The organism is Pseudomonas sp. ZY71 (assembly GCF_036542145.1).
Lineage (GTDB): Bacteria > Pseudomonadota > Gammaproteobacteria > Pseudomonadales > Pseudomonadaceae > Aquipseudomonas > Aquipseudomonas koreensis_A.
In genome coordinates this window covers 3081557-3104168 of record NZ_CP144274.1, presented here as the reverse complement: position 1 = coordinate 3104168, position 22612 = coordinate 3081557, and the positions used below count along the sequence as shown (strand labels likewise).

Genomic DNA, 22612 nt, shown 5'->3' with positions numbered 1-22612 from the left:
CGAGCATCATCCGCCCATCTTCAATACATTGGCGGATGCATCCATGGAACAGTCACTCAAACATTTGCGCTTCCCGTTGGCCATGTTGGCCGTACTGGTGATGAGCGCCTGCGGCAAGACTCCGGAGACTGCCGCCACTATGCCCGCTGCGAAAGTCAGCGTGGCCAAGGTGCTGGAACAACCGGTCAACGAGTGGGACGAATTCACCGGGCGCCTCGAAGCGCCGGAAACCGTTGAAATCCGTCCACGGGTCTCCGGCCAGATCGACGACGTCGCCTTCACTGAAGGCGCGCTGGTCAAGAAAGGCGACCTGCTGTTCCAGATTGACCCGCGTCCGTTCCAGGCTGAGGTGCGCCGCCTCGAAGCCCTCGTAGCCCAATCCCGCGCCAACGCCACCCGCAGTGAAAACGAAGCCGGTCGCGGTGAACGTCTGCGCGCCAGCAACGCCATTTCCGCCGAATTGGCCGACTCGCGCACCAGCGCCGCTCAAGAAGCCCGCGCCGCCGTCGGTGCCCTGCAAGCGCAACTGGACCTGGCCAAACTGAACCTCAGCTTCACCCGCGTAACGGCGCCAATCAGTGGTCGCGTCAGCCGTGCAGAAATCACCGCCGGTAACCTGGTGACCGCCGACACCACCGCGCTGACCAGTGTGGTATCCACCGACCGCGTTTACGCCTACTTCGACGCCGACGAGCGTGTGTTCCTCAAATACACCCAGCTCGCCCGTAACGGTCAGCGCGGCGCCACCACCCCGGTGTACATGGGCCTGTCCAATGAAGACGGCAACCCGCACCTCGGCCAGATGAACTTCGTCGACAACCAGGTCAACCCGAAAACCGGCACCATCCGTGGTCGTGCGGTGTTCGATAACAGCGATGGCACTTACACCCCGGGCCTCTACGCACGCTTGAAGCTGGTCGGCAGCGGCACCTACAACGCCATGCTGATCAACGACGAAGCCGTCGGTACCGACCTCGGCAAGAAGTTCGTACTGGTGATGGATGCGGACAACAAAACCGCATACCGCGCCGTCGAACTCGGCCCGAAAATCGAAGGTCTGCGCATCGTTCGTACCGGCCTGAACAAGGACGACACGATCATCGTCAAGGGCCTGCAGCGGGTTCGTCCTGGCTCACCGGTTACCCCTGAAGTGGTGCCAATGGCCAGCGAACAGACCATCGCGGCACTCGCTCAACAACGTCAAGCGCTGGAAGCCAGCAACCTGCCCAAAGTCGCCCCTGCCAAAGGCGCGTCCGGTTCGGTTGTGAAGCTGGCTGCTACGACCCCACGCGGTTAAGGGACGACAACTCCGATGAATTTTTCCCAATTCTTCATTTCACGGCCAATCTTCGCAGCGGTGCTGTCGCTGCTGATCCTGATCGCCGGTGCTATCTCGCTGTTCCAGCTACCGATCAGCGAATACCCGGAAGTCGTGCCGCCAACCGTGGTGGTACGGGCGAACTTCCCGGGCGCCAACCCTAAAGTCATCGGTGAAACCGTGGCCGCTCCGCTGGAGCAGGCCATCACCGGCGTCGAGAACATGCTGTACATGTCCTCGCAGTCGACCGCCGACGGCAAGATCACCCTGACCATCACCTTCGCCCTGGGCACTGACCTGGACAACGCGCAGGTGCAGGTGCAAAACCGGGTGACCCGTACCGAGCCGAAACTTCCAGAGGAAGTGACGCGCATCGGTATCACCGTCGACAAGGCCTCGCCTGACCTGACCATGGTTGTGCACTTGACCTCGCCGGACAAACGCTACGACATGCTCTACCTGTCCAACTACGCGATCCTCAACATCAAGGATGAGCTGGCTCGTCTGAACGGTGTCGGTGACGTGCAGCTGTTCGGTATGGGCGATTACTCGCTGCGGGTCTGGCTCGATCCAAACAAGACCGCTTCGCGCAATCTGACCGCGACCGATGTGGTCACCGCGATTCGTGAGCAAAACCGCCAAGTGGCTGCCGGTCAGTTAGGTGCACCCCCTGCCCCGAATGCCCAGAGCTTCCAGCTGTCGGTCAACACACAGGGCCGTCTGGTCTCCGAGGAAGAGTTCGAGAACATCATCATTCGTGCAGGCGACGACGGTGAAATCACTCGCCTCAAGGACATCGCTCGCGTTGAACTAGGCTCCAGCCAATATGCGCTGCGTTCGTTGCTGGACAACCAACCGGCGGTGGCCATCCCGATCTTCCAGCGCCCTGGCTCCAATGCCATCGACATCTCGAACGAAGTTCGCGGCAAGATGGACGAGCTGAAGAAAAACTTCCCGCAAGGCATGGATTACAGCATCGTCTATGACCCGACGATCTTCGTGCGCGGTTCGATCGAGGCGGTTGTTCACACCCTCTTCGAAGCGCTGATCCTCGTGGTACTGGTGGTGATCCTGTTCCTGCAAACCTGGCGCGCCTCGATCATTCCGTTGGTGGCGGTGCCGGTATCGTTGATCGGTACGTTTGCGGTGATGCACCTGTTCGGCTTCTCGCTGAACGCGCTGTCGCTGTTCGGTCTGGTACTGGCGATCGGTATCGTGGTCGACGACGCCATCGTGGTGGTGGAGAACGTCGAGCGCAATATCGAGCTCGGATTGAATCCGGTGGAAGCCACCAAACGCGCCATGCGTGAAGTAACCGGTCCGATCGTTGCCACGGCGCTGGTGCTGTGTGCGGTGTTCATCCCGGCGGCGTTCATCTCCGGCCTCACCGGGCAGTTCTACAAACAGTTTGCACTGACCATCGCCATCTCGACCGTGATCTCGGCGTTCAACTCGCTGACCCTGTCGCCAGCATTGGCCGCGGTATTGCTGAAAAGCCACGACGCACCGAAAGACCGCTTCTCCAAGGCACTCGACAAGATCTTCGGTGGCTGGCTGTTCCGTCCGTTCAACCGTTTCTTCGATCGTGCCAGCCATGGCTACGTCGGCACCGTGCGCCGGGTTATCCGCAGCAGCGGCATCGCCCTGCTGTTGTACGCAGGCCTGATGGTGCTGACCTTCTTCGGTTTCTCCAGCACGCCGACCGGTTTCGTGCCCGGCCAGGACAAGCAATACCTGGTGGCCTTCGCACAACTGCCGGATGCCTCGAGCCTGGATCGCACCGAAGAAGTGATCAAGCGCATGTCCGACCTGGCACTGAAACAGCCAGGCGTGGAAAGCGCCGTAGCGTTCCCGGGTCTGTCGATCAACGGCTTCACCAACAGCCCGAACGCCGGCATCGTCTTCGTGACCCTGAAACCGTTCGACGAACGTAAAGATCCGAGCATGTCCGCCGGTGCAATCGCCGGGGCCTTGAACGGCCAGTACGCGAACATTCAAGAGGCGTACATGGCGATCTTCCCGCCACCGCCGGTACAAGGTCTGGGCACCATTGGTGGTTTCCGCCTGCAAATCGAAGACCGGGGCAACCTGGGCTACGACGAGCTGTACAAAGAAACCATGAACATCATCAACAAGAGCCACAGCGTGCCGGAACTGGCCGGGCTGTTCACCAGTTACACGGTGAACGTGCCGCAGGTCGATGCCGCTATCGACCGTGAAAAAGCCAAGACCCACGGCGTGGCCGTCAGCGACATCTTCGACACCCTGCAGATCTACCTGGGTTCGTTGTATGCCAACGACTTCAACCGCTTCGGGCGCACGTATCAGGTCAACGTTCAGGCCGAGCAACAGTTCCGCCTCGAATCCGACCAGATCGGCCAGCTGAAAGTACGCAACAACAAAGGCGAAATGATCCCGCTGGCGACCTTCATCAAGGTCAGCGACACCTCGGGCCCGGACCGCGTGATGCACTACAACGGCTTCATCACCGCAGAAATCAACGGCGCGGCTGCCCCGGGCTACAGCTCCGGCCAGGCGGAAAAAGCCATCGAGAAACTGTTGAAGGATGAACTGCCGAACGGCATGACCTACGAGTGGACCGACCTGACCTACCAGCAGATTCTGTCCGGCAACACCGCGCTGTTCGTGTTCCCGCTCTGCGTATTGCTGGCGTTCCTGGTACTGGCCGCTCAATACGAAAGCTGGAGCCTGCCACTGGCGGTGATCCTGATCGTACCGATGACCCTGCTGTCGGCCATCACCGGTGTGATCATCTCGGGCGGTGACAACAACATCTTCACCCAGATTGGCTTGATCGTACTGGTGGGACTTGCCTGTAAGAACGCGATTCTGATCGTCGAATTCGCCAAGGACAAACAGGAAGAAGGCCTAGACCCGCTCGCTGCGGTTCTCGAAGCTTGCCGTCTGCGTCTGCGGCCGATCCTGATGACCTCCTTCGCGTTCATCATGGGTGTGGTGCCACTGGTGTTCTCCAGCGGCGCCGGTGCCGAAATGCGTCACGCCATGGGTGTGGCGGTGTTCTCCGGGATGCTCGGGGTGACCTTCTTCGGTCTGTTGCTGACGCCAGTGTTCTACGTACTGATCCGTAACTTTGTCGAACGCGGCGAAGCCCGCAAAGCGGCCAAAGCTCTGAAACTGGAGGCGCAACAATGAGTCTGAAAGTCTTCCTGCCGAGTCTGCTGGTGCTGGCCCTCAGCGCCTGCGCTGTCGGCCCCGACTACAAGACCCCAGCCACGGAGGCGGCCAATATCACGGCCGTCACCGACGGCGCCGCCGGGCAAAAGAACTTCGACCGTTCGAAATTCGAAGGCATCTGGTGGCAGCAATTCGATGATCCGACCCTCAACCAGTTGGTGACCCAATCGCTGCAAGGCAACCGTGAACTGCGCGTGGCGTTCGCCCGCTGGAAAGCCGCCCGGGCGATCCGCGACGACGCCAGCAACGATGCGATGCCGACCATCACCAGCCGCGCCAGCAGTGACTTGGCCAAGGGACAAATCCCTGGCCAGACCACCAACCGGGTCAATAGCGAACGCTATGACCTCGGTCTGGACATGGCCTGGGAACTGGACCTGTTTGGCCGCATCCAGCGCAATCTGGAAGCCAGCGACGCTGACCAGCAAGCGGCCGAAGCCGATCTGTATCAACTGCAAGTCACCATGATTGCCGAACTGGTCGACGCTTACGGTCAACTGCGTGGCGCTCAGCTGCGCGAGAAGATCGCCGTGGCCAACCTGAACAACCAGCAGGAGTCGCGCAAGATCACCATCAGCCTGCGTGACGCCGGTGTCGGTGATCAGCTCGACGTCGAACGTGCCGATGCGCGTCTGGCCTCGGTTGAAGCCAGCGTGCCGCAATTGCAGGCAGAACAGGTTCGACAGAAAAACCGTATCGCTACCCTCTTGGGTGAGCGTCCGGACAAACTGACCGTCGATCTGAGTCCAAAAGACCTGCCAGCGATTGCCAAGGCCCTGCCAATCGGTGATCCGGGTGAACTGCTGCAGCGTCGTCCGGACATTCTCAGCGCTGAGCGCAATCTGGCTTCGGCCACGGCGCGCATTGGCGTGGCGAAAGCCGATCTGTTCCCACGGGTCAGCCTCAGCGGCTTCCTCGGCTGGACGGCCGGGCGTGGTTCGCAGATCGGTTCCTCGGCGGCCAACGCCTGGGCACTCGGCCCGAGCATTACGTGGGCAGCGTTCGACCTTGGCAGCGTACGCGCCCGTTTGCGTGGCGCCGATGCTGAAGCCGAAGGCGCACTGGCGACTTACGAGCAACAAGTGCTGCTGGCCCTGGAAGAGTCGGAAAACGCCTTCAGCGATTACGGCAAACGTCAGCAACGCCTGATCTCGCTGATACGTCAGAGCGAATCAAGCCGCAAGGCTGCCGACCTCGCTGAAATCCGCTATCGCGAAGGCACGACTGACTTCCTCGTGCTGCTCGACGCGCAGCGCGAACGGTTGAACGCCGAAGACAGTCAGGCTCAGGCTGAAGTCGACCTGTATCGCGGCATTGTCGCGATCTACAAGGCCCTTGGCGGCGGCTGGCAACCGGAGACTGTTGCCAGCAAGTAATCGATTGTTAAAGAGCTCCTTTGGTTGGCCGCAACCAACCAAATTTTTTGCCCCGCGTATCATTCGGTCGCGGGGCTTTTTTTGATTTTTAATCAATGAAATCTTGTGGGAGCGAGCCTGCTCGCGAATGCGGTGTGTCAGGCAACACCATCAGGGCTGATCCAATGCATTCGCGAGCAGGCTCGCTCCCACAGGGGTTAACGGTGTTCTTTGGATTGGGTGTCTTCCAGCACGGTGACGGTCGCTGTGGTGCCCGCACGCAGGCGGTTCTTGCCGGCATAGTCGCCATCAATGTCGATCCGCACCGGCACCCGCTGTGCCAGTTTTACCCAGGTGTAGCTCGGGTTGATGTTGGCCAACAGCCGGCTGCCCGGCGCGTTTTCCCGGTCGGCGATGGCGAAGGCGATGCTCTGCACCTTGCCGCCGAAGGTCTCCCCACTCATCAATTGCACCCGCACCCGATCGCCCTCTGTAATTCGCGGCAATTTGGTTTCTTCGAAGTAACCACTGATGTAGAAAGAATCGCTGTCGACCAGCGCCAACAACGCGCCTCCACTCACTGCATAGTCACCTTCGCGAGTCAGCAGGTTGGTGACATAACCGCTCACCGGGGACTCGACGCGGGTGCGCTGCAAGTCCAGTTCGGCCTGGGTCAGCGCGGCAATCGCCAACTGCACGTTGGCCTCGGCCAGACCGAGATTGGCCTGATTGCGTAAAAGATCCGCCTGGGCCACCGCGACATCGGTACTGGATTTTTCCCACTCTTCCCCGGAAATCGCAAAACCCTGCTTGAGCGTACGCCGCCGACGCTCTTCACTTTGCCGCTGCTTGAGCAAGGCTTCGCTGGCAACGATCGCCGCTTGCGACTGGCCCAGCGTTGCCTTTGCGACTTCCACCTCACGGCGCGAGTGTTCCACCGCGAGGCGGTAGCGCGCCGGGTCGATCTCCATCAACAATTGCCCCTTGTCGACATGCTGATTGTCCTGCACGGCCAGACTGACAATGCGCCCGGAGACATCCGCCGACAGCGTCACCACATCGGCTCTGACCCGCGCATCGCGAGTCCACGGCGCGCGGGTGTAATGCTCCCAGGCAAACCAGCCGAGCACGATCGCCAACAGCACCACTGCCAACGTGATCAATCGCGTGAATAACACTTTCAAGGCATCAGGCTCCCATCAGCAAAATCAGCGTGGCACAGACGCAGGCATACAAAGCGCCTTCAAACAGCGCTTCATGCCAGACCAGGCGCAGTACGCCAAGTCGCCGCAAACCCCAGTCCAGCAACATGAAAATCGGTATGGCCAACAGTAACGCCTGGGCAATGGGCGGCAGGTAGACACCGCCAATCTCGAAATCAATGGGCAAGGGCTGCTTCTCCTTCCGGAACAGAGTGCTGGATAGCGTCACCGTGGCGTTGTAGAAATGAAAGGACGATCAACAGGGCCACACGCATACGAAACAGCGACCAGACATGCTCATGGCTGGCGACGTGCAGTTCATCCAGTTCATCGCCCAATGTATGCAGCGTGGTCATCAATGGCGCCAGTTCGACATCCTGCCGCCCGGCGACAAAGCGCCCGGTCTTGCGCACGGCCGAAGCCAGACGCTGAGTAAAGGCTTCTGTCAGCAGCGCATTGTTGTGCGCCTGCTGCCGCAACTGGTGCATTGCCACACCGAGTGCCACGCAAGCGAGGCTGATTTCATAGAGTTGCTGCATGGCCCGGTTGTTCACCGCTGGCAGCAGGCCGAGCATGCTGGTCAGGCGATCGACCATGCGGCTTTCAAAGGCAAACTGTTGTTCATCGGTCGCCGGGGTTTTGCTCAGTGCATACACCTGCTCGCGCGCTTCGTTATACAAACGGCGAAGGCGCCACGCCGGGCGAAACGGGAAAATCCACGCGTAAACGATCAAGGCAAGCATGGCCGCACTGACGTAGGCGCCGGCAAATTCGAACCATTGAATCGCCGTGTTCTGCCCGGTCCCGACATTCTGCGGGCCGAGCATGAGGAAACTCGACAACCCCAACCCCATGCCGATGCCCGCCGTCGCCGGACTGGCCAGACCGATTGCGATCACATACAGCAGCGGCGCCAGCAGCAATGCCAACAGCTCGAAATCACTGATCGCCGGCACCAGCATGAATTGATAGAGCGCCGAGACCACCAGCGCCAGGCCCAAGCCTCGGGCATAACTCTGCGCGGCCATGAGTGGACGCGGAAACGTCGCCATCAGCGAACAGAGAATTCCCACCAGAATCATTCCGCCCCGCGCACCGTCCCAAGCGGTTTCGATCCAGATCAACCCGGCCACCAGCAACGCGGTGAAAGCGCGGATCGCATTCATCGACGCCAGGGTGAAATCCAGATGCAGCGGGCTGACCTGACCGCGATAGAGGCAACTGGCCTCGCGCCCTTCCTGGATGGCATCGCTCAATTCGAGGATCTGTTCCAGTTGCTGCAACAGCCGCGCCTGCTCCCAGCGCAACGCCCAGGCCAGTGAACGCAACGTGGCGCTCATGTCTTCAGTCAGTTGTTCGGCCTGATAAGCCAGCGCCTCGAACTGTTGCTGCAGCGTGATAAACCGGTGCCGTGTGGGCTCGGGCAGCGATCGCCCCTGCTCGGCCAACTGATCAAGAAGCGCCAGTTCGTCCGCACGCAGGCGCTGGATGTCCAATGGCAGATCACCCTCCCAGCGCTCGGTGAGCAGTTCGCGCTGATGGCGTAGCGCGGTCAATCGCGAGGTCAACAACATCAGCTGGTTGCCCAACAGCAGTACCAGATGGTTGGCGCTGCGCAACCGTGGCGCATCGAAATACAAGTGCCGGCGCAGGCCTTCGAGGGCACTGATCTCACCGAGCAATTGCATTTGCCGACGCTGGAAATCGGCCTCGCTTTCTTCCGTGCGAAGGACCGCCGCAGCGTGACTGGCGGCCAGTTTGATGACTTGATCGACTTTGGCGAAATAACCCTTGGCCACCGCTTGCGGGCGTGCCGTCAACAGGCTGACTACGCATACGCAGGCCACGGCCAGCAAGGTTTCGGTGACGCGGGTAACCGCCAGTAAAAAGGTGCCGTCCTGATCCGGAATCGCCAGCAACGCCACCACCACGGCGGTGTAACCACTGAGCACAAAGGCTTGCGAACTGGTGTAGCGCAGTAGCGTGCCGCCGGCGGTGCACAGCGCCAGCCAGAGGGCCAGGGTGGTAATGAATGGCAGCGGTGCCTGAGGAAAGATCGCCATGATCAACACCGCCACCGCCGCCCCGAGGGTCGTGCCGATCACCTGACCGAAGCTGCGTGCCAGCGCCATCCCGGCCAACGGCTGGCTGACAATGACCACTGCCATGATCGACCACTTCGGCTGATCGAGATCGAACAAGAACGCCAGGTACAGCGTCAGCAAGCCCGCCACAATGGTTCGCAGGGCAAACAGCAAGGCGGCCTGACCGGGGTGGATCACGGCTCGGAAATAATTGAACAGGGCTTGCATGGGCACACTCATCAAAGCGACTTCTGCAAGCGTAGACACTGCATCGAAAGCCTGACGGGTAACTGAGTCGACGCAGCTTGTAGGGCGATTCGCATCCACAGGGTTTGACTCGTGGCCCGCGCTGACCGAAGCTTGCCGCTCTGCTCAAGTACGCCTGTTTCGGAAACCTGCATGCCTCAGTCTCGCCGCTACCTGCTTATCAGCCTGGGCCTTGTGCTTGTCGTCGTCGTGGCCTGGCTGTCGGTGCGCAGCACCGTTCCGGTCATACCCGATGCAATCAAGCACGGTTATAGCGAAGCGCTCGATGCTGCCCGCAAGGGTCAACCGGGCGCGGCGCGTCAGTTGTATCAGCAACTGGGCCGCCCGGACATTTCGGTCAAACGCCGCGTGTGGCTGCACGGTGAGCTGGCCAATTACCCGAGCCCGCAAGCATTGAAACTGGCCGACACCGACCTGCAGAACGAAGCCCCCGCCGTGCGGCTGGCGGCGATCAAAAGCGTGGTGGGCCTGGTGCCGGGCGGGCAACGCAGCCTGTTGCTCGGGCCGATGCTCGAAGATGACGATCAAACCGTGCGTTTTGCCGCGATCAACGCCCTGCTCGGCTTGACGCCGGATGAACTGGGTCTGTATTTCGCGCCGTTGCAACAAGCGATCGACGGCTGGGAACAAACGCTCAAGGCGCAGCCGGAAAGCGCCACGAACTACGCACAACTGGCCCGCCTGCACATTCACAACGCCGAACTAAAGGAAGCACAGATCGCGCTCGACAATACCCTGCGCCTGGAGCCCGGCAATCTGCAGGCGCTGGTGATGCAGATCGATGTCCTCGACCGCCAGGGCCAAACCGACGCCGCTCGACAACTGCTGGTCAAACAGCTCAAAGCGCAACCTGATTCTGCCTACCTGCAACATGCCTTGGGTCTCTGGCTGTTGCACCACGATCAGCGCGAATACGCCCTGCTCGGTTTGTCCAAAGCCGTCGAGCTGGAGCCCGATAACAAGGATTATCGCTACGACCTCGCCACCACCCTGCACAGCGCCGAAGAACTGGAAGCGGCGCAAAACCAGTTGCAGGAAATCGTTCAGCGTCACCCCGCTGACCGCAAGGCGCGGGTGTTGCTGATCAACTACTGGAAAGAGAGCGGCCAATTGCAGAACGTGCAGATTCTGTTGGCGCAGCTGGAACAGCTCAACCCGGATGATCCGGCCTTGCAGCAGGGTCTCTGAGCCACTTTTGACCGTTCAATCGACACATTTGGCAAGGAATTTCGGAACTGCCATCACGGCGCAGGGTCAAGTTATTCAGGCCGCTCGATAAGTTGGCGGCCTCGCTTCCCTTAGTCATGAGAGGGCATTTTTTGTCTACTTCTAACGAGTTGATCAGTGCGAAAGCCGCTACCGGCATTGTGGGTCTGGATGACATCCTCGCCGGTGGTCTGCCTCGCGGTCATGTTTTTTTGCTGGAGGGTGAACCCGGTACCGGCAAAACCACGGTCGCTTTGCATTTTCTCTTGGCCGGCGCGAAAGCCGGCGAGCGCTCGTTGTACATCACGCTCTCGGAAACCGAGCGCGAACTTAGGCAAGGGGCGTTGTCCCACGGCTGGACGCTGGATGACAACATCAAGATCTTCGAGCTGACGCCCCCGGAAAGCCTGCTCAATGCTGAACACCAACAGAGCTTGCTGTATTCCTCCGACCTGGAACTGGGCGAAGCCACCAAGCAGATTTTCGAAGCGGTCGAACGCTTCAAACCTACGCGTGTGGTGCTCGACAGCCTGTCGGAGATCCGTTTGCTGGCGCAGAGTTCGTTGCGTTATCGCCGACAGATTCTGGCGATCAAGCATTACTTCGTGCGTTATAACGCCACCGTACTGCTGCTCGACGACCTGACCACCGAGTCCCTCGACAAAACCGTGCACAGCGTGGCCCACGGGGTGATTCGTCTTGAAGAACTGACACCCAACTACGGCGCCGAGCGGAGACGCGTGCGGGTGGTCAAGTACCGTGGCCAGAAGTATCGCGGCGGTTTCCACGACTTCACCATCATGGGCGATGGCGTGCATGTGTTCCCACGCCTGGTGGCGGCTGAACATCGCGGCGACTATGCGCGTTTGCAGCTGTCCAGCGGCATCCCGGAAATGGACGCTCTGCTCGGCGGCGGCATCGAAACCGGCTCCAGTACGCTGATTCTCGGCCCTGCCGGTACCGGTAAATCGCTGATCTCGATGATCTTCGCCGCCGCTGCGGTACTACGCGGGGAAAAAGCAGCGCTGTTTATCTTCGATGAAGAACTCGGCCTGCTGTTCGAACGCATGAAAAACATCGGCATCGACCTCAAGGCGCTGCAAGCCACCGGCAATCTGTTGATTGAACAAGTCGACGCCGCCGAACTGTCACCGGGCGAGTTCTCCCATCGCGTGAGGCGCTGCGTCGATGAAGGTCAAATCAAAACCGTGGTCATCGACAGCATCAACGGCTATCAGGCGGCAATGCCGGAAGAAAACGCGCTGGTGCTGCACATGCACGAACTGTTGCTGTACCTGAACCGCAAAGGTGCGGCGACCTTCATGACCGTTGCCCAACATGGTCTGGTTGGCGACATGCAAGCGCCGGTCGACATTACTTATCTGGCTGACACGGTGATTCTGTTGCGCTACTTCGAAGCACTGGGCAAAGTCCGCCGCGCGATCTCGATCATCAAGAAACGCACCGGCAGCCACGAATCGACCATTCGTGAATACCGCATTTCCACGCAAGGCATGACCATCGGTGAACCGCTGGAAGCCTTTCAGGGCGTACTGCGTGGCGTCCCCACCTACCTCGGCGCGAGTAACCCGCTGTTGCAGGAAGAGCACTTGTGACGGTTCAAGTGCCGCTGGCCGAACGGGCGCTGATTCTGGCGCCCGTGGGTCGCGACAGCCAGATTGCGCTGATGATCCTCAAAGAGGCCGGCTACGGCGGAGTCGTCGCGCCCGATCTGGGGTCGCTGTGTACGGAACTGGAACTGGGTGCCGGGCTGGTGCTGGTCGCCGCCGAAGCCTTGCGCGGGCCGGAACTGGAAGCGCTGTTCCTGTATCTGGAACAGCAACCTGCGTGGTCGGACCTGCCGATTGTGCTGTTGACCCATCACGGCGGTCAGGAACAAGGGCCCTCCTCTCGCCTGAGCGATCTGCTGGGCAACGTGACATTTCTTGAGCGACCGTTTCATCCGGCGACACTGGTCAGTATGGTCTCGGCCGCATTGCGCGGGCGACGACGACAGTACGAGGCCCGCGACCGGCTGATCGACTTGAGCGAAAGTGAACGGCGTCTGCAATCGACCCTGGAAACCCTTGAGCAACAAGTCGAGGAGCGTACCGCGCAACTGCGCCACAACGAAGAAGCACTGCGTCAGTCGCAGAAAATGGAAGCGGTCGGCCAACTCACCGGCGGCATCGCCCACGACTTCAACAACATGCTCACCGGCATCATCGGCAGCCTTGAGTTGCTGCGTCGACGTCTGGCCCGTGGGCGCACGGATGACCTCGACAGTCTGATTGATCTGGGCGTGACCTCGGCCAACCGTGCCGCCGGCCTGACCCATCGTTTGCTGGCGTTTTCACGCCGCCAGTCGCTGGATTCCAAAGCCGTACAGATGAACACGCTGGTGCTGTCCATGGGTGAGCTGCTGCAACGCAGCCTCAACGAAAGCATTCAGCTGGACATGCGCCTCAACGACAAATTATGGGTGGCCGAGGCCGATCCCAATCAACTGGAAAGCGCCCTGCTCAACCTGGTGATCAATGCCCGCGACGCCATGCCTGACGGCGGCAAACTGGTGGTCGAGACCAGCAATCAAGTGCTCAAACGTGAATTCACTGAAGCCTACAGCAACCTCGAACCCGGTGATTACGTGATGCTCAGTGTCACCGACAACGGCAGCGGCATGCCGCAAAGCGTCATCAACCGTGCGTTCGACCCTTTCTTCACCACCAAACCGATCGGCCAGGGCACGGGGCTGGGTCTGTCGATGATCTACGGTTTCAGCAAGCAGTCCCGCGGACATGTCTCGATCGACAGCGAAATCGATGAAGGCACCACGGTCAGGCTTTATCTGCCGCGCTTTCGCGGTGAGGAACTGGCTAGCCCTGCCCCCGATGTTCAACAACTGCCAGATGCACTGGACGGCGAAACCGTGCTGATCGTCGAAGATGACCCGGCCGTACGCGTGCTGGTTTGCGCGGTACTCGGTGAGTTGGGTTATGCCTTTGTCGAAGCGTGGGATGCCGACAGCGCCGTGCCGATTCTGAACTCGACGCAGCGCATTGATCTGTTGATCAGTGATGTCGGCTTGCCGGGCATGAACGGCCGGCAACTGGCGGAAGTCGGCCGTCAATATCGGCCAGGTCTGAAGGTGTTGTTTATCACCGGATACGCCGAGCACGCGGCGGTGCGTGGCGGCTTCCTCGATTCGGGGATGCAGATGATCACCAAACCGTTCACTTTTGATCTGTTGACCGCCAAGGTGCGGGAGATGATCAAAAGCTGATCGGGAGAATACGGCCTGCTGAAGCAGGCCGGGTGGTCAGGCAAGCAATTCCTGAATCTTTTCCTGCAACACATCCAGGTCGAACGGCTTTTCCAGGATCGGCGCCTTGCGCGTGATCGGGCTACCGGTTTCGCGGATTTCCTGCGGATAACCGCTGATGAAAATCACTTTCAGATCAGGTCGCAGTTTTACCGCAGGTTCGGCGATCTGCACGCCAGAGATCCCGCCCGGCAAACGGAAATCGGTGATCAACATGTCCAGATGCGGCTTGCTCGCAAGAATCTCGAACGCCTGCTCGCCGTTTTCCGCCTGCAACACGCGATACCCCTGCCCTGACAAGTAATCCGTCAGGACCATCAAGATAACCGGTTCGTCCTCGACGACGAGTACTACATCTTGTGCATCTACGCTCATGGGAAGCCTTTGTTCGGTCAATAGCTGCTGATACGACCGTACGGTCAATCAGAGGTTGCGTCGGATGTGCCGTTTTCCTGAATTGGCAGACAAACGCGAAACAGGGCGCCTTCGTTGATTTCACTCTCGACGACGATGGAGCCGCCATGGGCGGCGATGATCTGTTCGGAAATGAACAGACCCAGCCCGAGCCCGGCCACTACCGTCTTGGCGGAAACCCGTTCGAACTGTTGGAAAATACGCTTCTGGTTCTCTTGGCTGATGCCGATGCCACGGTCCTGCACTTCGACCCGAGCCTCATTACCTTCACGGTAAACCCGCACCTGAATGGGGCTGCGACCGCCGTAGCGCAGGGCGTTGGTCAGCAGGTTGGTGACCACCTGCTCGATGCGGAACTCATCCCAGTTGCCTTCCACCGGCGCTGGCGCGGTGAACGACACTTCGGTTTCCGCAGCTTCGATCTGTGCCGCGAAGTTTTGCAGCAGGTTGCTCACCAGTTGCACCAGATCGAAACGACTCGGGCGGATCGACAACTTGCCGGTACGAATGCGTGAAACGTCGAGCATGTCTTCGATCAGGCGGATCAGGCTTTTGATCTGCCGCTCATCGCGGTCGACCATGGCGTGCATCTTGTCGAGGGTGAACGCCGCGGCGTTGTCTCGGGCCAGGTGCATTTTGCGCAACTGGGTTTCGAGGATCAGGCCGTTGAGCGGCGTACGCACTTCGTGAGCGACGATGGACATGAAGTCGTCGCGCATGCGCACTGCCTGCTCCAATTCCAGCTGAGTGCTCTGCAGTTGTTGCAGCAGCGCTTCCTGCTCGCGTCGAGCCTGTTCCAGCGCTTCGAGCTGTTGCTTCATCGCCTTGCTCTGGCGGTACAGATCGACGAAGACATTGACCTTGCTCTTCACCGCATGGATATCCAGCGGTTTGTGCAGAAAGTCCACCGCCCCGCTCTCGTAACCCTTGAACGCATAATTCAGTTCACGGCCGGCGGCGCTGACGAAAATGATCGGGATGTTCTTGGTTTTCTCGGTGCCGCGCATCAACTCGGCGAGCTCGAAGCCGTTCATGCCCGGCATCTGCACGTCGAGGATGGCCATGGCGAACTCGTGTTGCAGCAGCAACGACAGTGCTTCGTCCGCCGACAACGCTTTGTAGACGGTACGGTCTTCACGCTTGATCAGCGCTTCGAGTGCCAGCAGGTTCTCCGGCAGATCGTCGACGATCAGCAGTTTGGCTTGGATATTACTCAGCATGCGATTCGTTCCAGCTCGACAAGCAGACGGCCGATGCCGTGAATGGGTAGGACATGATCCGGCTGCTGAATTTTCAGTGCAGCCAGCGGCATGGTGGCGACTTGCGCCTCTTCGGGATCCTGGACAATGGTCAAACCGCCGCAACGTTTGACTTCGGCCAGCCCGCGCGCGCCATCGTGATTGGCGCCGGTCAGCAGGACAGCGGCCAGTGATGAACCGTACGCGTCGGCGGCCGATTCAAACAGGTAGTCGATCGAAGGCCGGGAATAATGTACGCGGTCCTCAAGACTCAGCGACAGGCTGCGATCCTGCTCCACCGACAGGTGATAACCCGGTGTAGCGAAATACACGTTGCCGGCAACGATATCCTGCTTGTCGGCAGCCTCGTGCACCGGCATGTCCACGCGCCGGGCGAAGACCTCGGCCAATTGGCTGCGGCGCTCTTCGGGCAGGTGCAGAACAACAATGATCGGCAACCCATAGCCGCGGCGCAGCGGCACGAGCAAGCTCAGCAGCGCCTCAACGCCACCGGCGGAAGCACCGACCACAATCGCCTCGACGCGAGGTAAAGCCACGGCCTCGTTCATGTTTTGCGGTAGATCCGTTCTTGTTTCACCAGCGCTTCGAACTGGTTGGCATAGCTGGAAAAATCCAGCGTCTCTTTACTGCCGAGCACCAGAAAACCACGATGGCAAAGCGATTCATGGAACAAGCCAAACGCCCGATCCTGCAGCTTCTTGTTGAAGTAGATCAGCACGTTGCGGCAGGAAATCAACTGGGTTTCGGAGAACACACTGTCGGTCGCCAGACTGTGGTCGGCGAAGGTCACGTTTTCGCACAGGCTCTTGTCGAAAATCGCGTAACCGTACGCTGCGGTGTAGTAGTCGGCAAACGAGCGCTGACCACCGGCCTGCTGATAGTTGGCGGTGTACGCGCGAACATTCTCCATCGAAAAAATCCCCTGCTTGGCCTTGTCCAGCGAGCGCGGGTTGATGTCGGTGGCATAAATGATCGTGCGATCGAGCAGGCCTTCTTCGCGCAGCAGAATCGCCATCGAATAGACCTCCTCGCCCGTGCTGCACCCGGCAATCCAGATCTTGATCGACGGATAGGTGCGCAGCAGCGGCACCACTTCCCGGCGAATGGCGAGGAAGTGCGATGGGTCACGAAACATCTCGCTGACCGGGATCGTCAGCAATTGCAGCAACTGCATGAACGCCGTCGGATCGTGCAGAACCTTTTCCTGCAATGCGGAAATGGTCGCGCACTCGAACTGGCTCAGCGCGTGCTGCACCCGGCGCTTGATCGAAGCGCCGGAGTAATCGCGAAAATCGTAGCTGTACTTGAGGTAAATCGCCTCGATCAACAAGCGCAGTTCGATTTCACTGTTTCGTTCGGCTGGCGTACTGCTTTCCACTAAATGCGTTCCATCTTCGGTAACCACACGCGAATCAGCGAGAACAGCCGATCCAGGTCGATGGGCTTGGCCAGGTAATCATTGGCGCCCGCCTGCAGGCAGCGTTCCTGATCGTCCTTCATGGCCTTGGCCGTCACCGCGATGATCGGCAGCTTGCGCCAGCGCGGATCCTTGCGGATTTCAATGGTGGCTTCGAAACCGTCCATTTCCGGCATCATCACGTCCATCAACACCAGATCGATGTCCTCGACTTCATTGAGTCTTTCAATCGCCTCACGCCCGTTACGGCCGATGACCACGACTGCACCTTTGGTCTCCAGGGCGCTGGTGAGGGCGAAAATGTTACGCACATCGTCGTCCACCAGCAGCACCTTGCGACCCTCGAAGACCTTGTCGCGGCTGCGCGCGGTCTTGAGCATCTTCTGCCGTTCATGGGACAACTGCGATTCGACTTTGTGCAGAAAGAGTGTGACCTCGTCCAGCAAACGCTCCGGCGAACGTGCGCCCTTGATGATGATCGAGCGCGAATACTTGCGCAGTTCGGCTTCTTCATCGCGGGTCAGGTTGCGCCCGGTGTAGACGATGACCGGCGGGAACGAGCAGATATCCTCGGTGGACATGCGCTTGAGCAGGTCATTGCCGAGCATGTCCGGCAGCTTCAAGTCGATGACCATGCAGTCGTAGATCGTCGTGCGCAGCAGCTCCAAAGCGTCCTGCGCAAGACCGACGGCGGTGATTTCGATGTCTTCGTCGCCAATCAGTCGCGCGATGCTTTCGCGCTGCAGATCGTCGTCCTCGACCAACAGCACGCGTTTGACCTTCTGGGTCAGCTTGGCTTCGAGGCGGGCGAACACGTCCTTCAGCTCTTCGCGGGTGGTCGGCTTGACCGCGTAACCGATCGCGCCCATGTGCATGGCCGCTTCGACACGGTCCTCGACGGAAATCACATGCACCGGAATGTGCCGGGTTTCAGCGTGCTCTTTCAGGCGCTGCAACACGGTGAGGCCAGAGTGATCCGGCAGGCGCATATCCAACAGAATGGCGTCCGGCACAAACTCTTTTGCCAGGTCATAACCCTCGTCTGCGCCATGGGCTACCAGGCACTGATAGCCGAGTTCATGCGCCAGGTCGTAGAGGATGTGCGCAAAGTTCGGCTCGTCTTCTACCACCAGAATGCAGCGCGTGGCGAATGGCGCCTTGTCGCGGTCGTCGGCGAAGCGCGGAATATGCACCGGCGCCAACGGCGAAACCACCGGCGCCAATGGCGCGCTGGCCACCGCCGCTGGCGGAGTAAAGGTCAACGGTGCGAACGGTACGTCGCTGGACTCGTCGAACTGCTGCGGCAACACCAGTGTGAACACACTGCCCTGCCCCGGCGCACTGCTGACGCTGATCGAACCGCCGAGCAAGTTCGCCAGATCCCGCGAAATCGACAGGCCCAGACCAGTGCCGCCGTATTTGCGGTTGGTGGTGCCGTCGGCTTGGCGGAACGCTTCGAAAATGCTCTCCTGCTGATCAGCGGCAATGCCGATACCCGAATCACGCACAATGAACGCAATCCGATCATCCGGCTGGCCAGCGATGGTCAGGCTGACGGTGCCCTTTTCGGTGAATTTCACAGCGTTGGACAGCAGGTTCTTGATCACCTGCTCCAAACGCTGGCGGTCGGTGAACAACATCGCCGGCGTGCCGGGCTGCAAATCGACACTGAAGGTCAGTTGTTTGTCTGCCGCCAACGGCTCGAACACATTGCGCAGGCCCTCGGCCAGGCGCGCGACGCTGGTGTTCTCGGGAATCACTTCGAGCTTGCCCGCCTCGACCTTGGAGATGTCCAGAATGTCGTTGATCAGGTTGAGCAGATCGTTGCCGGCAGAATAGATCGACTCGGCAAACTTGACCTGCTCGGCGCTGAGGTTGTCCTGCGGGTTCTCCGCCAGCAACTTGGCCAGAATCAGCGAACTGTTCAGCGGCGTGCGCAGTTCGTGGGACATGTTGGCGAGGAATTCGGACTTGTACTTGCTCGAACGCTGCAACTCTTCGGCGCGTTCTTCGAGTTGTACCTGAGCCTGATTGAGTTCGGTGTTCTTCAGGTCCATGGCGTCGCGCTGCTCGGCCAAAGTCTGCGCCTGCTCGGCAAGCTGCTCGTTGGTCTGTTCCAGTTCGACTTGCTGGGTTTCCAGATGCGCCTGGGATTCCTTGAGAATCCGCGATTGCTCCTCCAGCTCTTCGTTGGCGGTTTTCAGCTCTTCCTGCTGCACCTGCAACTCTTCGTTGAGCTGCTGGGTTTCGGCCAGCACTTCCTGCAAACGCTGACGGTAGCGCGCCGCTTCGATGGAGGTGCCGATGTTGCCGGCAATCAGCTCCAGCAGTTCGATATCGCGATCATTGAGCGGACGCAGGAAACCCAGTTCGATCACGCCATTGACCCGATCGTCATCGCTGGTCGGCACCACCAGCACACTGTGCGGCAAGCCTTCGCCCAGCCCTGAACTGACTTTGAAGTAGTCCGACGGCACCGAATCCAGACGAATCAGCCGCGCCTGCTGCGCCACTTGGCCAACGATGCCTTCGCCGCTGTAGATCGACTGGTCCTGCTCTTCCTGCTCGCGGGAGAAGCCGTAAGTGGCCACACGCTTGAGGCCACCGTGCTCTTCCCGCACATACAGCGCGGCGACGGCGGTGCCGAGGTATTGCGCGCAGAATTGCAGAATATTGCGTCCCAACAGATTCAGCGTCAGTTGCCCCAGCACCTGCTCGGCCAGCTCGGTCTGACCATTGCGCAACCACGCCTGTTGCTCCAGGCGCTCGGCGCTGGCTTGCTGTGCGGCCATGTTAGCGCTGTAGTTGGTCGACAGATTGACCAGATCGCGACGGCCGATATAGGCCAGCAAGCCACTGATACCGGCAATGAACAGCAGGTACAGGCTGATGCTCCAGATCGTCGTGCGGCGCACGTCTTCATTGCGCGTGGTGCGCAAAACCTGTTCGGTCTCGATGACATCTTCGAATTGCTTGCGGATTTCGTCCGTCAGGCGCTTGCCGCGTCCGGCCTTCACCGCGCCCCGGTAATCGCCGCTGGAACGCTGCAGATCAATCATCGACTGTGCGTAATTGGCCCACTCGATCTGCAAGGCTTGCAGACGGCGCAAGCGATCGGTTTGCACCGGGTTGTCGGCGGTCAATTCAAGCAAGGTGTTGAGCGCCACGGCGATGCGTGGCTTGGCCGTTTCATACGGATCGAGGAAGTGCTCGTCACCGCTGAGCAGGAAACCACGCATGCCGGTTTCCAGGTCCACGGTCAGCTTCACCGCTTCGTTGGCGTTATTGATCACCCGGTCGGTGTGCTCCACCCACTGGATCACCGACAGCAGATAAGTGATCAGCGAGACGAAGAACACGGCACTGAGCACACCGACGCCCAAAGGCAGACTGATGTTGCGACTCAGGAGTTTGCGAAACCGTTGCTCATCAACCGTAGACGGAGAGGACATGGGGCAGCCTTGTCGAACTGTTGAAAAACAGGCAGTTTGCCCCAAAACGACGGCATGGATCCATTTTTCTCACACCTTTCGCAGCAAATTCCTACGCTCACCGGCATGTTCGCGCCCCCGAACAGTTATCCTTGCGGCCCCATCTGCGGCTATGCTTTTTTGTCTCCGACGGGGAACTTGTGGCACTGCGCCACTTACTGATGCAAGAGCCCGGCACTTTTGATCGACCGGCGACCCTGAACTGACTTTCGAGAGCCTTAATATGTCTGCCACCCCATCCACCATCCTGGTCGTAGAAGACGACAACATCGTGCGCATGCTGATTGTCGATGTGCTCGAGGAGCTGGAGTTCAAGGTGCTCGAAGCTGACGGTGGCGAACAGGCTCTGGAGGTTCTCCAGGACGCTAATAAACACATTGACCTGATGATGACCGACGTCGGCCTGCCGGGCATGGATGGCCGCGAACTGGCCACCGAAGCACGCAAACTGCGCCCCGCCCTGCCGATCCTGTTCGCCAGTGGTTACGCAGAATCGATTGATGTTCCGGCGGGCATGCACGTTATCGGCAAGCCGTTTTCGATCGATCAACTGCGCGACAAGGTCAAGGCTGTTCTCGACCAGAACACCTGAGTACCGGGCGACCTGTGGTTTAATTGCGCGCCTTTTTTTGCCACAGCCCGCCTCAAGGAATACCCGCGCATGAACCAAGCCCCCTCCACCAAAGTCCTGGTTATTGGCTACGTCTGGCCGGAACCACGCTCTTCGGCTGCCAGCGGGCATGTCATGCAGATCCTTGAAACGTTTTTGCAGCAAGGCTGGCAGATCACCTTCAGCAGCCCGGCAGGTCCGGGCGAACACAAGGCCGACCTGACGGCGTTGGGGATCCGCGAGGTGCCGATCGAACTCAACAACAGCAGCTTCGATGCATTCATTAGCGAACTGGCACCGGACATCGTCTTGTTCGACCAGTTCATGATGGAGGAGCAGTTCGGCTGGCGGGTTGAAAAGCACTGTCCTCAGGCGCTGCGCGTGCTGGAGACTTCCGACCTGCAAAGCCTGCGGCATGCGCGTCATCAACGACTCAAGTCGCGCCTCAAGGTCAATCCTGACCAGAATGATTTCAGTGATGTCTTTGCCCCAGACCTGCGCGATGAATTCGGACTGATGGCCGAAACCGATCTGGCCAAGCGCGAAATTGCCGCACTGTATCGTTGCGATCTGAACCTGATGATCTCGGAAGTGGAAATCGAACTGCTGATCGAGCAGTTCGGCTTGCCTCGGCAGTTGCTGCACTGGTGCCCGTTGATGATCGATCCGCCTGCGGCCGCACCTGCCACATTTGCAGACAGGGCGAACTTCTTGAGCATCGGCAACTTCCGTCATGCACCCAACTGGGATGCCGTGCTGTGGATGAAAACCACGATCTGGCCGCTGATTCGCGAGCAATTGCCCCGGGCCCAACTGCACATCTACGGCGCGTATACGCCGCCGAAAGCCACCGCACTGCATAATGCCAGCGAAGGCTTCCACATCATGAACTGGGCCGAAGATGCGTTGCAGGTCATGTCTGCCGCACGGGTCTGCCTGGCGCCTTTGCGCTTTGGTGCCGGGATCAAGGGCAAACTGATTGATGCCATGCTGTGTGGCACGCCCAGCGTCACGACACCGGTGGGTGCCGAGGCCATGCATGGCGATCACGCGTGGCCCGGTGCAGTTACGAGCAGCGCCGTCGAGTTCGCCAACAATGCCGTGGCGCTTTATAACGACGAAGCACGTTGGCAGGAAGCCCGTTTGGCAGGATATACGCTATTGAAACAACGCTACCCACAGTCAGTACATGGTTTGGCGTTGATAGAGAAATTGCGTTATTGCCAACAACACCTGCATAGCCTTAGAGCGAAAAACTTCACGGGCAGCATGCTTCGCCATCACGCCCACAAAAGCACTCAATATATGTCGCAATGGATTGAAGCAAAAAACAACAGCAGCCAACAAGTGCAAAATTCATAAGCAATGACTTCTACACGACTTGCATTAAAAGCCAACTTTGCCAATTAACCGACAACCGTTATAAACATCCTGCGCGCAAAACCTCCTAC

At 59.5% G+C, this 22612-nt stretch carries 16 protein-coding genes; 8 read left to right on the top strand and 8 right to left on the bottom strand.

From position 1 onward, the window contains the following. Positions 1-43 precede the first annotated feature (43 nt). Genes mexE through VY732_RS13790 form a run of 3 tightly spaced genes read left to right on the top strand, consistent with a single transcriptional unit; the run spans position 44 to position 5910 of the window. A complete protein-coding gene (gene mexE, locus VY732_RS13800) occupies positions 44-1297 on the top strand; it encodes a multidrug efflux RND transporter periplasmic adaptor subunit MexE (protein WP_331695699.1) in 1254 nt (417 codons plus the stop codon). 15 nt (positions 1298-1312) lie between these two features. After that, positions 1313-4492 (top strand): efflux RND transporter permease subunit, encoded by a 3180-nt coding sequence (locus VY732_RS13795; RefSeq protein ID WP_331695698.1) that lies wholly within the window; start codon positions 1313-1315, stop codon positions 4490-4492. Beyond that, positions 4489-5910 carry an efflux transporter outer membrane subunit gene (locus VY732_RS13790; RefSeq protein WP_116032660.1) on the top strand — a complete coding sequence of 474 codons (1422 nt, stop codon included), beginning with the start codon at positions 4489-4491 and terminating at the stop codon, positions 5908-5910. Before VY732_RS13795 ends, VY732_RS13790 begins: the two co-directional genes overlap by 4 nt. A gap of 197 nt (positions 5911-6107) precedes the next feature. On the opposite strand, the gene VY732_RS13785 is transcribed toward VY732_RS13790, so the two are convergent. From VY732_RS13785 to VY732_RS13775, 3 genes are read right to left on the bottom strand one after another with little or no spacing between them, the layout of a single operon-like run. Beyond that, positions 6108-7073: an HlyD family secretion protein gene (locus tag VY732_RS13785; protein WP_331695697.1), complete on the bottom strand. Its 966-nt coding sequence runs from the start codon at positions 7071-7073 to the stop codon at positions 6108-6110. Between the two features lie 4 nt (positions 7074-7077). Continuing rightward, positions 7078-7278 carry a DUF1656 domain-containing protein gene (locus tag VY732_RS13780; RefSeq protein ID WP_007914938.1) on the bottom strand — a complete coding sequence of 67 codons (201 nt, stop codon included), beginning with the start codon at positions 7276-7278 and terminating at the stop codon, positions 7078-7080. Beyond that, positions 7268-9403, bottom strand: a complete 2136-nt coding sequence (locus VY732_RS13775) for an FUSC family protein (protein ID WP_331695696.1) — start codon at positions 9401-9403, stop codon at positions 7268-7270. The genes VY732_RS13780 and VY732_RS13775 overlap by 11 nt, the downstream gene beginning before the upstream one ends. 171 nt (positions 9404-9574) lie before the next feature. On the opposite strand from VY732_RS13775, the gene VY732_RS13770 reads away from it, so the two are divergent. From VY732_RS13770 to VY732_RS13760, 3 genes are all read left to right on the top strand, one after another. After that, positions 9575-10630: a tetratricopeptide repeat protein gene (locus VY732_RS13770; protein WP_331695695.1), complete on the top strand. Its 1056-nt coding sequence runs from the start codon at positions 9575-9577 to the stop codon at positions 10628-10630. Between the two features lie 131 nt (positions 10631-10761). Further along, a complete protein-coding gene (locus VY732_RS13765; protein WP_331695694.1) occupies positions 10762-12264 on the top strand; it encodes an ATPase domain-containing protein in 1503 nt (500 codons plus the stop codon). Next, positions 12261-13931, top strand: a complete 1671-nt coding sequence (locus VY732_RS13760; protein WP_331695693.1) for an ATP-binding protein — start codon at positions 12261-12263, stop codon at positions 13929-13931. Before VY732_RS13765 ends, VY732_RS13760 begins: the two co-directional genes overlap by 4 nt. 36 nt (positions 13932-13967) lie before the next feature. Here the strand turns inward: VY732_RS13760 and VY732_RS13755 are convergent, their stop codons facing one another. The 5 genes from VY732_RS13755 to VY732_RS13735 are packed head-to-tail and all read right to left on the bottom strand — an operon-like array spanning position 13968 to position 20512. Further along, the gene (locus tag VY732_RS13755) at positions 13968-14345 is read right to left on the bottom strand and encodes a response regulator (protein ID WP_003225116.1); all 378 of its coding nucleotides are present in this window, start codon (positions 14343-14345) and stop codon (positions 13968-13970) included. A gap of 44 nt (positions 14346-14389) precedes the next feature. After that, positions 14390-15604, bottom strand: a complete 1215-nt coding sequence (locus VY732_RS13750; RefSeq protein ID WP_077573026.1) for a hybrid sensor histidine kinase/response regulator — start codon at positions 15602-15604, stop codon at positions 14390-14392. Next, positions 15598-16191 carry a chemotaxis protein CheB gene (locus VY732_RS13745; protein WP_331695692.1) on the bottom strand — a complete coding sequence of 198 codons (594 nt, stop codon included), beginning with the start codon at positions 16189-16191 and terminating at the stop codon, positions 15598-15600. Before VY732_RS13745 ends, VY732_RS13750 begins: the two co-directional genes overlap by 7 nt. After that, complete coding sequence (locus VY732_RS13740) at positions 16188-17021, bottom strand: CheR family methyltransferase (RefSeq protein ID WP_123595650.1); 834 nt, start codon at positions 17019-17021, stop codon at positions 16188-16190. Before VY732_RS13740 ends, VY732_RS13745 begins: the two co-directional genes overlap by 4 nt. Next, on the bottom strand, positions 17021-20512 hold the full coding sequence (locus tag VY732_RS13735) for a response regulator (RefSeq protein WP_137217904.1): 3492 nt from the start codon (positions 20510-20512) through the stop codon (positions 17021-17023). The genes VY732_RS13740 and VY732_RS13735 overlap by 1 nt, the downstream gene beginning before the upstream one ends. A 262-nt stretch (positions 20513-20774) precedes the next feature. Here VY732_RS13735 and VY732_RS13730 point away from each other — a divergent pair, with 262 nt between their 5' ends. Continuing rightward, entirely contained in the window at positions 20775-21143 is a 369-nt protein-coding gene (locus VY732_RS13730; protein ID WP_137217903.1) for a response regulator, read from the top strand. A 69-nt stretch (positions 21144-21212) separates the two neighbouring features. Continuing rightward, on the top strand, positions 21213-22523 hold the full coding sequence (locus VY732_RS13725; protein ID WP_331695691.1) for a glycosyltransferase: 1311 nt from the start codon (positions 21213-21215) through the stop codon (positions 22521-22523). The last annotated feature ends 89 nt before the right edge of the window (positions 22524-22612 follow it).

What these genes read in the sequence shown, in the direction of transcription:
- mexE (WP_331695699.1), top strand. Translation starts at nt 44, where the DNA reads ATGGAACAGTCACTCAAACATTTGCGCTTCCCGTTGGCCATGTTGGCC.
- VY732_RS13795 (WP_331695698.1), top strand. Translation starts at nt 1,313, where the DNA reads ATGAATTTTTCCCAATTCTTCATTTCACGGCCAATCTTCGCAGCGGTG.
- VY732_RS13790 (WP_116032660.1), top strand. Translation starts at nt 4,489, where the DNA reads ATGAGTCTGAAAGTCTTCCTGCCGAGTCTGCTGGTGCTGGCCCTCAGC.
- VY732_RS13775 (WP_331695696.1), bottom strand. Translation starts at nt 9,403, where the DNA reads ATGCAAGCCCTGTTCAATTATTTCCGAGCCGTGATCCACCCCGGTCAG.
- VY732_RS13770 (WP_331695695.1), top strand. Translation starts at nt 9,575, where the DNA reads ATGCCTCAGTCTCGCCGCTACCTGCTTATCAGCCTGGGCCTTGTGCTT.
- VY732_RS13755 (WP_003225116.1), bottom strand. Translation starts at nt 14,345, where the DNA reads ATGAGCGTAGATGCACAAGATGTAGTACTCGTCGTCGAGGACGAACCG.
- VY732_RS13750 (WP_077573026.1), bottom strand. Translation starts at nt 15,604, where the DNA reads ATGCTGAGTAATATCCAAGCCAAACTGCTGATCGTCGACGATCTGCCG.
- VY732_RS13745 (WP_331695692.1), bottom strand. Translation starts at nt 16,191, where the DNA reads ATGAACGAGGCCGTGGCTTTACCTCGCGTCGAGGCGATTGTGGTCGGT.
- VY732_RS13735 (WP_137217904.1), bottom strand. Translation starts at nt 20,512, where the DNA reads ATGTCCTCTCCGTCTACGGTTGATGAGCAACGGTTTCGCAAACTCCTG.
- VY732_RS13730 (WP_137217903.1), top strand. Translation starts at nt 20,775, where the DNA reads ATGTCTGCCACCCCATCCACCATCCTGGTCGTAGAAGACGACAACATC.
- VY732_RS13725 (WP_331695691.1), top strand. Translation starts at nt 21,213, where the DNA reads ATGAACCAAGCCCCCTCCACCAAAGTCCTGGTTATTGGCTACGTCTGG.